General features: G+C 42.2%; 11 protein-coding genes and 1 riboswitch. Of the genes, 2 read left to right on the top strand and 9 right to left on the bottom strand.

Going from position 1 to position 10,561, the window contains the following annotated elements:
- Positions 1-13: 13 nt before the first annotated feature.
- Positions 14-100: riboswitch (cyclic di-GMP riboswitch) on the bottom strand.
- A gap of 168 nt (positions 101-268) precedes the next feature.
- The 3 genes from CA598_RS03180 to CA598_RS03170 all read right to left on the bottom strand — a co-directional run bounded on the left by CA598_RS03180 (position 269) and on the right by CA598_RS03170 (position 2,236).
- The gene (locus CA598_RS03180; protein WP_094875347.1) at positions 269-823 is read right to left on the bottom strand and encodes a hypothetical protein; all 555 of its coding nucleotides are present in this window, start codon (positions 821-823) and stop codon (positions 269-271) included.
- 113 nt (positions 824-936) lie between these two features.
- The gene (locus CA598_RS03175; RefSeq protein ID WP_306440450.1) at positions 937-1,938 is read right to left on the bottom strand and encodes an EAL domain-containing protein; all 1,002 of its coding nucleotides are present in this window, start codon (positions 1,936-1,938) and stop codon (positions 937-939) included.
- A 55-nt stretch (positions 1,939-1,993) separates the two neighbouring features.
- Entirely contained in the window at positions 1,994-2,236 is a 243-nt protein-coding gene (locus CA598_RS03170; RefSeq protein WP_094875346.1) for a helix-turn-helix domain-containing protein, read from the bottom strand.
- A gap of 294 nt (positions 2,237-2,530) precedes the next feature.
- Between CA598_RS03170 and CA598_RS03165 the strand changes: the two genes are divergently transcribed.
- Positions 2,531-3,382: a leucine-rich repeat domain-containing protein gene (locus tag CA598_RS03165; protein ID WP_094868429.1), complete on the top strand. Its 852-nt coding sequence runs from the start codon at positions 2,531-2,533 to the stop codon at positions 3,380-3,382.
- A gap of 15 nt (positions 3,383-3,397) precedes the next feature.
- On the opposite strand, the gene CA598_RS03160 is transcribed toward CA598_RS03165, so the two are convergent.
- The 3 genes from CA598_RS03160 to CA598_RS03150 form a co-directional block, all read right to left on the bottom strand.
- Positions 3,398-4,387, bottom strand: coding sequence for a sensor domain-containing diguanylate cyclase (locus CA598_RS03160; RefSeq protein ID WP_094868430.1), 990 nt, complete (start codon positions 4,385-4,387; stop codon positions 3,398-3,400).
- A gap of 40 nt (positions 4,388-4,427) precedes the next feature.
- Positions 4,428-5,222, bottom strand: coding sequence for an alpha/beta fold hydrolase (locus CA598_RS03155; protein WP_094875344.1), 795 nt, complete (start codon positions 5,220-5,222; stop codon positions 4,428-4,430).
- Positions 5,223-5,342: 120 nt separating this feature from the next.
- Positions 5,343-6,104 (bottom strand): SDR family oxidoreductase, encoded by a 762-nt coding sequence (locus CA598_RS03150; RefSeq protein ID WP_042131593.1) that lies wholly within the window; start codon positions 6,102-6,104, stop codon positions 5,343-5,345.
- Between the two features lie 203 nt (positions 6,105-6,307).
- Here CA598_RS03150 and CA598_RS03145 point away from each other — a divergent pair, with 203 nt between their 5' ends.
- On the top strand, positions 6,308-6,937 hold the full coding sequence (locus tag CA598_RS03145) for a TetR/AcrR family transcriptional regulator (protein WP_256989669.1): 630 nt from the start codon (positions 6,308-6,310) through the stop codon (positions 6,935-6,937).
- Positions 6,938-7,001: 64 nt separating this feature from the next.
- Here CA598_RS03145 and CA598_RS03140 read toward each other — a convergent pair whose 3' ends face one another.
- The 3 genes from CA598_RS03140 to CA598_RS03130 are packed head-to-tail and all read right to left on the bottom strand — an operon-like array spanning position 7,002 to position 10,482.
- Positions 7,002-9,041 (bottom strand): carbohydrate-binding domain-containing protein, encoded by a 2,040-nt coding sequence (locus CA598_RS03140; RefSeq protein WP_094875343.1) that lies wholly within the window; start codon positions 9,039-9,041, stop codon positions 7,002-7,004.
- A gap of 24 nt (positions 9,042-9,065) precedes the next feature.
- Positions 9,066-9,746, bottom strand: coding sequence for a DUF4956 domain-containing protein (locus tag CA598_RS03135; protein WP_094875342.1), 681 nt, complete (start codon positions 9,744-9,746; stop codon positions 9,066-9,068).
- Positions 9,739-10,482 carry a polyphosphate polymerase domain-containing protein gene (locus tag CA598_RS03130; protein WP_094868434.1) on the bottom strand — a complete coding sequence of 248 codons (744 nt, stop codon included), beginning with the start codon at positions 10,480-10,482 and terminating at the stop codon, positions 9,739-9,741. The genes CA598_RS03135 and CA598_RS03130 overlap by 8 nt, the downstream gene beginning before the upstream one ends.
- Positions 10,483-10,561: the final 79 nt, after the last annotated feature.

Genomic DNA, 10,561 nt, shown 5'->3' with positions numbered 1-10,561 from the left:
GCGTTATACACTCTTTGGCAGCTGGCTGACAATAGTCGTGATAACCTTAGTCCCTATAGCTTTGCGTCCCTACATTTCCATAGGTTTGCCTATGAAGTTTCGATTACATTACAAAGGTTAACATAACTATGCATCTTATTGCATGATTATTTGGTATGAGATTGATATTTGATTGACATAGGTAATTGCAATCAATTTCCTCTAACTGATCGATATTATTTATCAACTATCCCAGACGAAGCGTGATACTTTAGGACTGGAGGAGCATTCAACCTCCAAATAGTCGCCGAAACCAATTCCACACATCACCTGTGATCGGAATTAACCCAAAGCCATGCTCGCCAACCGCGATTAGACCATATGCCCATTGTCCAATAGCTACGGCTCCCCCAGCAATCCGTCCTATGGCTACCGCTCCAAATGCCGTATCCCCTATGGCGACAGCACCCAACGCTTTTTCGGCTATCGCGATCGCTCCTACAGCCACTCCTGCAATAGCAATCGCCCCAGCTGCGAAGCCAAGCCAGCTAAGTGCTATCGCTCCAAGGGCTAACCACATTCCTAGTGATATTGCACCCACGGATAGAACCCCTACGCTTATCGCACCTATGGAAATCAAGCCTACAGCTATATCTCCAATAGCAATTAATCCAACAGCTGTCTTCACACGAGGTCTGCCGCCATAACCCTGACCAGAGTAGCGACCTAAATTGCTGCGAATACTTACCACTGGAAATGAGGGAGAAGGCCACTGATAATCAATCTCTCGCCCTTCCCAGCCCCTGGAATCTGCCCAACGTGTGATGTATTTATGCCATTCCATATTCATCCGACCCCCTTCTCAATTACCTAAATTGTACAGCCCCGGGGCTCACCTGTAATCAGACTCTGACCTGAATTCATCTCATCCTCTAGACGGAGATCTACTCATTAGGATCACTGTTTGGGAATAGGGTCAGGTTTTCCAAATAAATATCCCTGAAACAACTGATAACCACTCTGCTTAAGCCATTCAAAGTCCTCTCTAAATTCCACTCCTTCTGCTAAGGGAACGGATTGGATTTCTAATGCCTTTTCTAAAAACTGTTCTGCTACTTTCTGTTTGTTCGGATCACTAGACACACCCTGAACATATTTCATATCCAGCTTCATGTAATGGGGTTTAAGTGCCAATAACATCTCGATTGTGCTGAAGCCTTCGCCAACATCATCTAGAGCGTATTCAAATCCCCGATCCTTGTAATATGTCAAAATAGCTTTCAAATGAGCAAGGTCATCCACTTTCTCCGTCTCAACAACTTCAAAGACAAAAAGAGAGGGATCTACGCCTAATTGATTGGCCAATTCAACTGTTGATCTTAGGCAGAACTCTGGAGCGTAGATCGACGTTGGGATAAAGTTAATAAACGTTTTTTTATTTAAGGGTGCAGCACATTTTACAGCAGTCATTCTACATAACCGGTCTAAAGCATATAAACGGCCACGATTTCGTGCCGCCGTAAAGATCTCATTAGGATAAATAATGGCTCCATCTTCTTTTTTAAATCTGGATAAGACCTCATATGCAAAAATCTCTTCCTTTGCATTCACGATTGGCTGGAAGTGACAAATCACTAACCCCTTAGTGATAACCTCATCAATCCACTCCATATCAAGTACAGTGGGCATCTCAGATAGAGGTCTCCATGTTTGGTCATCTATACGGAATTCAATCTGCTTCGACGCCATATGATCATTACAGAAATCCAGAAAATCCCGCGCCCCAGCCTCTTTAATCGTAATCACATTTTCTTCTACCTTATGTATCGTATTGCTTCTACTCAAATGATGAATAACCTCAGGTAACATCCTTAGATTAAGCTCGCCATGAGCCATAATTTCAAAATTCAGCTCTCTTACTACACAATGATTACAAGCCACATTCATAACCCCTTTCATCTTCGATTCTCTTAAAAAGATCCCAGAACTACTATTCTTAATCAAAATCCGTTTACTACAGTAAGTACGACAGGTCTAACACGGTTAACTGTTGATGTTGAATCTCAATAATCTTTTGCTCTTGCAGATCTTTAAGCACAAGGGTAGCCGTCTCCCGGAGCGTTCCGATTATATCCGCGAACTGCTGATGGGTCAGCCGGAGATTAATCCTCATCTCGCCTTGCTCCTCTATCCCGAATATTTGGTATAGTCTTCTTAGAGTAAAAATTGCACGCGCTCTCGCAGCATGAAATTTCATTTCGGGTTAACCGATTCGATAAAAATAAACGGTCCATTTGCAGCAGCATCAATTGTTCCTTAACTAACGGGTTGTGTATCGTTCATCGCCACCGCTGATATCACTCTTGCATTGGAGGGACGGATCACTTCCAGATCGCCAAAGAAATCCCCTTTTCCAAAAAGAAGCTTCCATCTCATTATTCCTTTCTAAAACACGCCATAGTTTTGTATGCCAACATACAGATAATAAATCATTATCCTGTTATATTCTATCGTAACGATTGCCCATACCAATAACAAAGGAGAACCTTCTATGAGATATAATTTTGACGGAAAAGGACTTACAGAAACGCCAGAGATCGTATTTGAGAGCAATCCTCTACTAGAACTGAGCATGTACAACAACCATATTAAAGAGATTCCCGATCAACTCTTCCTTCATGATGAATTAGAGGTACTAAATTATGCGGGTAATGACATCGAACGGTTATCCGAGAACATCGGTCGTTTAGTTCACTTAAGAATGCTTGATTTAGGCCATAATCAACTCAAGGTATTGCCGGAGAGTATTGGAGAACTACGGGGGTTGGATTCTTTTCTATACCTAAGTAATAATCAGTTCGAGCAGCTGCCGGAGCAGCTTTGTAATCTCCAGAAACTCAAGTATCTGAATGTAACAGATAATAATCTCAAGCAACTGCCTACTCTTTTAGGCGCAATGAGCAGTCTAATTGAATTGCGGCTATATTACAATCAGCTAGAAAGTCTGCCAGATTCAATCACACAAATAAAAGGGCTAAGAGAGATCCATCTGTATGGTAATCAACTGGTCTTGTTACCCGAGCATTTGGGTGCTATAGAAGAACTTCGGATACTTGATTTAAATGATAATCGAATCACTGAACTACCTTCATCCATCGGTAAACTAAGCAAGTTAAGAAAACTGAACCTTCGAAAAAATAAACTGAATCAGCTGCCTGAGCAAATAGGTCAATTAAGCAGCCTTGTTGAGCTTGACCTAAGAGACAATAACCTGCAAGAAATTCCGAATTCCCTTCTACAACTAGAACGATTAGAGAAACTGGATCTCAGATGGAATCACAGCTTGAAGGAAACAGACATTTTAGAGCAATTAGAGCAAAGAGGATGTATCGTTTATAAATAACAAAAAAGCCCCCTGTTAAAGAAGCTTTTCATTCAAATCTATGAAGTGGGTAACGCGGTTTCTCCCCTGTTCTTTAGAGGCATAGAGCGCTTGATCAGCTTTTTGCAGCAGGGTGTTTTCTGAATCGGCTGGAATAAATGTAGCTACACCAATGCTCACCGTTATCCGGCCCATTTCCCAAGTTGAATACGCGATAGACTGCCGTAAATTCTCAGCTATAGTCCTTGACTCCGAGATGTCTGTATTAGGTAAAAGAAGTATGAATTCCTCACCGCCATATCTAGCCGCAATATCCTCTTTACGAGATTGCAGTTTCAAGATACTCGCCATTTTCTCCAGCACATAGTCACCTGTCTGATGCCCATAGGTGTCGTTCACTTTTTTAAAATGATCAATATCTATAATACACAGCGAAAATGCTGTTTGAACTTGGCCGTACCCTACAATTTGCTCTTCCAGCTTCTCTTGAAGAAACCTTCTATTCTTCAGCCCAGTCAGCTTATCTGTATTAGATAACTCTACTAAAACGGCATTCATCTCCAGCAGCTCGGCTTGTTTCTGTTCAATTTCTAAATGAATTCGCTTGAGCTCGGCAAGCGCCTGATCCTTTTCCCAATAAGCCACTTCTATTTGCTTCTTGGCAGACCGAAGCTCCAGCTCATAGTCAATACGTTTTCCCATCTGTACCAGGATACAATCAATGACCTCTACACCTTCACACTCGAGCCTTCTGCCATTCAATAAATAGGGAACCGCTTTACCATCACTATCTTTCAGATTTATAAATAACTCTTCCACCTGTCCATTAAGATTAATAAAAGGATAGAAGTATGAATGAAAAATAAGCTTGTTTGCCGTAGACATGATAGATTCAAAATGCTTATGCACCAAATCAACCTGTTTATACCCCATACGGTCCAAAAACGTCTGATTTACATCCTTGATTATTCCTTCATGGGTAATAGAAACATAGCCACAAGGCGCATATCTTAATCGGTCATCCATGATCTAAATATCCTTTCAACACAGCATAATCTCATCTAGCTTACGTAAGATATTCATTAATTAAAGTGATGGTCTCCTCAGGATGGCTAATGTGTGGGTAATGCCCTTTAGCCTCCATTAAACGGAAGGTACTATTATTCAAGTGTTTATGTAAATATTCTCCAGCCGCTATAGGTACGATACTGTCATCCGAGCATTGTAGAATAAGTGTAGGGATTGTAGCCTTAGGTAGATCTTCCCTATGATCTGAAAAGAACGTAACTTCTGCAAATTCCCTTGCAATAACAGGATCTGCCGAGATAAAGCTGCGCTCCAGCTCTTTCGTTAACACCGGGTCAGGGTTGTTCATAGCAAGAGGTGCCATAAAGCTAGCCCAGCCAGCGAAATTCATCTCCATCATCTCCAGAAGCTCGGTAATATCACTCTTCTCGAAGCCTCCGAAATAAGTATTCCCCTCATTTAAATAACATGAAGAAGGACCTATCATAATCATTTTATCAAAATAATCCGGCCGCTCAATCGAAGCAAGCATCCCGATCATAGAGCTAATCGAATGACCTATAAAAATAATATCTTTGAGTTCCAACGTTTCGATGACATCCAATACATCCTGTACATAGCCGTGGAGCGATTGATATTTATCTGTTGTATATGCACTTAAATCAGAGTTACCTGAGCCTACATAATCAAATAGAACGATTCGATACTTCTTCTCAAAAGAGGGCGTAATAAACTGCCACATGCTCTGGTCACACCCAAATCCATGTGCAAAAACAATGGTTCGTTCTCCTTCTCCAATCACTTTCACGTGATTCCGCGCCCTAACATCGTTCATTTCATATAACTCCCTTTATAGTTAGCATTCTCTCTATTTTGAAGGGTTGCCCTGGAAATATCAAGCGCATAAAAAACTCCGCTAGAGTAATCTCTAGCGGAGTTTTTATGCTATCTAATTTTAGAATGCAGAAGTCCATCCCGCATCGGCAGCGAGGACTGCTCCGTTTACAAAACTGGAGTCATCGGAAGCCAGGAACAACGCAACTTGTGCGATTTCTTCAGGTGAACCCACCCGAGGAATTACAGCCTGTGTAAGTTGAGTACGGCTCATGCCGAACTCATTAATATTTTTCATAGAAGCACTAATGTTAGTGGCAGTAGCTCCTGGTGCGATGGCATTACAACGAATGCCTTTGTTGGCATACATAAAAGCTGTATTTTTTGTCAAGCCTACTACTGCATGTTTGGAGGCAGTATAAGTTGCTCCAGCATGAGCACCACTTACGCCACCTGTAGAAGCGGTATTCACAATAACGCCCTTTCCTTTTTCGAGGAAAATAGGTAGCGCTTTACGTGTGGACCGCATTACACTTTTGGTATTGATGTCAAAGATAAGATCCCATCTCTCATCATTAATATCACCAACTGGCTCAAATCCATCCATAATACCCGCATTATTCACTAGTATATCTAGCGTTCCATATTCATTTACTGCGGTATCAATCATGTTATTGATATCTTCGACTAGAGCAACATTTACTTTTAACGCCTTAGCTACTCCACCATTACTAACGATTCCTGCTGCGACTTGTTCCGCACCTTCCAGGTTAAGATCGGCTACTATTACTTTAGCACCTTCTTTAGCGTACAACTCTGCGATAGATTTCCCCATACCCGATGCTGCTCCGGTAACAACTGCAACTCTGTCTTGAAGTTTCATGTTGGAAGTCTCCTTTACGTTTATCTATAATGTAAGTATTAATATATAAAATCTCTAAAACGATTAAAATTTATTCTACTTAAGTTTAATCATCTGCAATTTAACTATCAATATACAAACGGGACACCAAATGTTCATAAATAAATATAAAGCAGGATTGTGTTGAAATAGGGTTAGAAAATAGACAGATAGGTGGTCTTCTGTTGCTTAAAAATCGAAGAACAAGTAAATCGAGGAAAGAACTAAAAAATGCATTGATATTACTCATGGAAAAAAAGAATTTCCGCACCATTACGATAACCGATATTGTTACCCTAGCCGATTTAAACCGTGGAACCTTCTATAAGCATTATCAAACCAAAGAAGAACTTCTTAATGAGTTAATTGATGATGTGCTGGAGGATTTAATTAAGGCTTATAAAGATCCCTATCTCCATACCGATAAATTTATGGTGAGTGAGCTTACTACCTCTAGCATCAAAATTTTTGAGCATGTCGTTTCCTATTCTAATTTTTATACCATCATTGTAAATTCCAATGTTCTGCCTGGGTTTCAAAATAAGATTTGTGACATCTTAAAGGAGCTAACGAAGCAGGACTTAGTCGCGGTTAATCATACTAATAACAATATAAATATCGAATTATTTTCTAGCTATACGGCCTATGCTCTATTTGGATTAATCATGGAATGGGTAAAAGGAGGGTTCAAATATACTGCGAACCATATGGCCGAGCAGCTGATTCAAATTCTGTCTTTTAATTCACATAATGTGATCATAAAGACTTCAAATCAACCCATTAAGCAGAATTTGCTCTCTATTAATAGCGACTAATTATCTCAACCACCAAAAAGCCACTCCAATGTGCTGGAGTGGCTTTTAATATGCATTTTATAGATTATGGTCTTCCTTTTCCACCACCACCGCCACCTGGGCCTTGATTGGTGTTCGCGGTGGTTACTCCGGATTCATTCAGCCAAGTTACACTACTGGTGATTTCAAACGTTACTACTTTCGTTCCTCCAGTATACTCGCCATCCGTATACAATCCATTTGCTTCACTGCCAGTCGAGGTACCTCCCGAGTAGAGGGTGTATGATCCACCGTCTTTCAAATCAGGGGAACTCATCACGAGCGACTGATAATCTTTCGATGGAGCAAAGGTTAGGATTGTGTTTCCTTCGCTATCCTCCAGATGGACCAATGCTCCGGCCTTCTGGATCTGAGGAAACGTCATGCTGACTGCATGTTGGCTGGAGGTGTCAGACGTTGCCTGAGCCATACCCGAGCTTCCCGCGGCTATTAGAGTACCGCCACTCTGTTCAAAGCTGCCATCGTAATCGAGAGCGCCGTTTCCACTATTAGTAGGTCCGTTAACAATTACTGTACCACCGGACATCACGATAGAGCCGTTCGAATCCAATCCGTCACCTGTGGCATCGACCGTTAATGTTCCTCCGCTAATCGTGAGTACATTAGCTGCAGCATCGCTGAACTGATCCTGCTCCTGAGGGCCACCTCCTACAGTCACTTCATCATTACCTCCTGCAACATTCACTCCATCATCAGAAGAGACTACGTGAGCTTCGCCTCCGGACATCGCGATGTTCGCTCCTTCAATCCCTTCGTAGCTCTTCGTAATATCAATTTTGCCACCGGATATCGCCACCAAGGCATCCGCATGAATTCCATCGTCGCCAGTTTTGATGTTAAATTCTCCAGCGGCTATCGCAATGTTGCTATTGCTGTGCACTGCATCATCAGCAGAATCAATGTTAAATGTTCCGTTGTTTACGCTAATATCTCCTCCAGCCTTCAACCCTTTAGTGCTTACTGTTTCGGATTCTGCCGTTGTTGATGTAGTTGACGCTTCCTGCTGTGACGCCTCCGGCATTGTCTCTGGCTTTGCTTCTGATGTCGATGTATCTGTTGTTCCTGGTGCTTGGCCACCTGTTCCTTGTCCACGATTACCTCTCATGCCCATGCCTGCCCCTGGATCACCTGTCTTCACTTCACCATTCTCGTTGCCTCCGCCTGTAACCAAGGTGTACGTTCCGCCATCGATTACAAGTGCAGTTTCCGCCTGAATTCCGTCATTGCCAGCCTGAATATCAAACGTTCCTGCTGTGATACCAATAAAGCCTTTATCCGTTTCGGTATCATTGGTCGATTTGATTCCGTCACCTTCAGCTGTAATGCTGATACTTCCATCCTGCACAGCAACTAGATCTTTACCGACAATCCCGTCATCAGCAGCCTGAATTTCAAGGATGCCACTCATGATTTTGAGATCATCCTTGCTTGTAATCCCATCATTATAATTAGCAGAAACAGACAGCTTCCCTGTGCCATTGATTGTTAAGTCTGCTTTACTAAAGATAGCTGCACTAGGCTCATCTGTAGTGTCATCAGCATAGACATAAGTTGCCCCATCCGATACGGAGTTCTCTGTTCCGTCCTCCAAGGTAATGATTACTTTACCCGCTTCTTTAATATAAATTGCAGCGCTGTCACTGTCCGTAATGTTCACACCGTTCAGCACCAGATGTACAATTCCGTCATCCTGATTATTAACTACGATCTGCCCATCACTCAGCTTACCCGAAAGCACATAGGTTCCTGCTGCAATAATCGCCACTGACCCATCTTTGGATTCAGCTCCCGCACCTTCGACAACAGCGCTCGTGCCAGCCAGGGCAATATCCGTGGATTGGTCCGCCGTCCAACTTGTATTAGAATCGTCTTCATCGAACGTTACCAAGTCCGACAGCTTAGCACCTGCCAATTGTACTTCAGTAGCAGCTCCACTCTGGCTCAACGTTAATTCACTCGACGTAGCTTCAGACTGTGCTGTTGTATTATTATTGCTGCAAGCCGACATGAGTCCCGCACACAATAACAAAATCCCTATTTTACTGACTGTTATATAATTTTTCATATTCCATCCATCCTTTCGGTCATTTTAATAGTCATTTACAGTGGGAGTCATGGTTAACGAGAGATCTAGATTCCCATTTCGAGTACGGATCGCATCCAGGAACTCCTTCTGGTTCACAGCCTCACTCAGCGTAACGGAGTAGACCAGTTCATATAAACTGCCAAGCTCAGTCGTTCTAATCTTCTTAAGCTCATACCCTACATTAAATGTATTGAAAACTTCTGCGAAGGCTTCTTCATACCCCAGACTCTCTGGAATAGTTACCTTTAGTGTTTTTTGCGATGTTGTTCTTACCCCAAAATTAGTCCGATTAAGAATAAACATCAGGGCGCACAGAATAAGGGTAAACAACACCGCGTATCCGAAAGAACCTACCCCGCAGGCAAGTCCTGATGCCATGGTGAACAATACAAAGGTGATATCCTTCGGATCGCCAGGCGCACTTCTGAACCGAATGATGGAGAATGCTCCGGCAAGACTGAAGGCTCTGGCAACATTACTGCCAATAAGCAGAATGATGATGGCCACAATTACGGGCAGCAGTACCATCGTGAGTGTGAAGCTTTGCGAATACCCGCCGGAATTTGTCTTCATATAGGTGTAGCTAATGATCCCGCCAAGGGCGATAGCTATAAAAATAGTTAGAATTGCGTTGGTAAACGTTAGCTCTGTACTCGTTGCTACGGTAAATAATGAATCAAGCATAAAGAGCACTCCCCCGATCTGTTTTACTGTTCTTCAGCATTTTTTTATATTCATTACCGTATTTGGAGAAGCTTGTACGGTACATTTGATGCTCTGAGAGCATTTTTGCTAACCAGACCGGAATCGTATTTTCAGCCTTTACTTCCATCAGCCACTGACCCGGCTCTAGTAATGGTTCGCCATAAACGCCATGCTCCATCTTGAGATCGTACCGCCGACTTCGGATATTCGTATCGAACGTGATTCTTAAATCACGATTATTTTTACAAAACAACGCTTTGCGGTCATAAGACAGATACACTTTAGGCTGCAATTCATATCGCGTTAAAAAGTATTTAATCTCTTCAATCACCTGTTTGTTCATGTAGTCCTCGAATTCTGGCTCCCTGCCTGTGGCAACAAAAGCATAAGCCTCGTCCAATTTGAGCGACGTTCTTCTTTTATTCACCAGCCCGAACACCTTCTTCTTGATTTCCAGATAAACCTTTGTATCTTGATTTGGCACACCGTAAGCTCTTAAACGCAGCTTCTCTTTGTACTTCGGCTTCGCAAGACTGTTACGAATCAGCGTATTGTGCGCAGTATCATAATATAAGTTGGTTATGGAATAAAACTCATGCTGCTTGTTGAAATCGTCTAGCTCCATGTATTCAAGTAATTGGTTATAAAATTTATAGTAGGCTTCGTTATCCAGTAAATATTTGTTCTCATAACGGTTGAATACCTCAATCGCCATATGGGATCATTCCTTTCTGCTTATCGTTGTCTCTTGTGCTTATGAATGTATCTTAGATCCCAAACCTTTAATGAATCTT

This window comes from Paenibacillus sp. VTT E-133291, assembly GCF_002264395.1.
Taxonomy (GTDB): Bacteria; Bacillota; Bacilli; order Paenibacillales; family Paenibacillaceae; genus Paenibacillus_AQ; species Paenibacillus_AQ nitricinens.
The sequence above is the reverse complement of the archived record's forward strand: the minus strand, read 5'-3'. Positions and strand labels throughout refer to the sequence as shown.

What these genes read in the sequence shown, in the direction of transcription:
- CA598_RS03180 (WP_094875347.1), bottom strand. Translation starts at nt 823, where the DNA reads ATGGAATGGCATAAATACATCACACGTTGGGCAGATTCCAGGGGCTGG.
- CA598_RS03175 (WP_306440450.1), bottom strand. Translation starts at nt 1,938, where the DNA reads ATGAAAGGGGTTATGAATGTGGCTTGTAATCATTGTGTAGTAAGAGAG.
- CA598_RS03170 (WP_094875346.1), bottom strand. Translation starts at nt 2,236, where the DNA reads ATGAAATTTCATGCTGCGAGAGCGCGTGCAATTTTTACTCTAAGAAGA.
- CA598_RS03165 (WP_094868429.1), top strand. Translation starts at nt 2,531, where the DNA reads ATGAGATATAATTTTGACGGAAAAGGACTTACAGAAACGCCAGAGATC.
- CA598_RS03160 (WP_094868430.1), bottom strand. Translation starts at nt 4,387, where the DNA reads ATGGATGACCGATTAAGATATGCGCCTTGTGGCTATGTTTCTATTACC.
- CA598_RS03155 (WP_094875344.1), bottom strand. Translation starts at nt 5,222, where the DNA reads ATGAACGATGTTAGGGCGCGGAATCACGTGAAAGTGATTGGAGAAGGA.
- CA598_RS03150 (WP_042131593.1), bottom strand. Translation starts at nt 6,104, where the DNA reads ATGAAACTTCAAGACAGAGTTGCAGTTGTTACCGGAGCAGCATCGGGT.
- CA598_RS03140 (WP_094875343.1), bottom strand. Translation starts at nt 9,041, where the DNA reads ATGAAAAATTATATAACAGTCAGTAAAATAGGGATTTTGTTATTGTGT.
- CA598_RS03135 (WP_094875342.1), bottom strand. Translation starts at nt 9,746, where the DNA reads ATGCTTGATTCATTATTTACCGTAGCAACGAGTACAGAGCTAACGTTT.
- CA598_RS03130 (WP_094868434.1), bottom strand. Translation starts at nt 10,482, where the DNA reads ATGGCGATTGAGGTATTCAACCGTTATGAGAACAAATATTTACTGGAT.